General features: G+C 68.4%; 1 protein-coding gene. It reads left to right on the forward strand.

What is annotated here, in order from left to right:
- The coding region (locus tag DXX3274_RS00690) for an Ig-like domain-containing protein (protein ID WP_202960822.1) at nt 1–363 on the forward strand (363 nt) is incomplete at its 5' end.
- Between the last annotated feature and the right edge of the window lie 23 nt (nt 364–386).

Raw genomic sequence — 386 nt, forward strand, 5'->3', positions numbered from 1 at the left:
CCGGCCGCCAACTACAACGGCAGCGACACCATCAGCTACACCGTCAGCGACGGCCACGGCGGTACCGCCACCGCTACGGTCACGGTGAGTATTACGCCGGTGAACGATGCGCCGGTGGCGGCGAACGACACGGCGACCACGCTGGAGGACACGCCGGTCACCGTCAACGTGCTGGCGAACGACAGCGATGTGGACGGCGACACGCTGACGGTAACCGCCGCCAGCGCCGGCCACGGCACGGTGGTGATCAACGCCAACGGCACGCTGACCTACACCCCGGCGGCCAACTACAACGGCAGCGACACCATCAGCTACACCGTCAGCGACGGCCACGGCGGCACCGCACCGCGACGGTGGCGGTGACCATCACCCCGGTGAATGATGCG

It is taken from the genome of Dickeya sp. NCPPB 3274 (genome assembly GCF_000406205.1).
Taxonomy (GTDB): Bacteria; Pseudomonadota; Gammaproteobacteria; order Enterobacterales; family Enterobacteriaceae; genus Dickeya; species Dickeya fangzhongdai.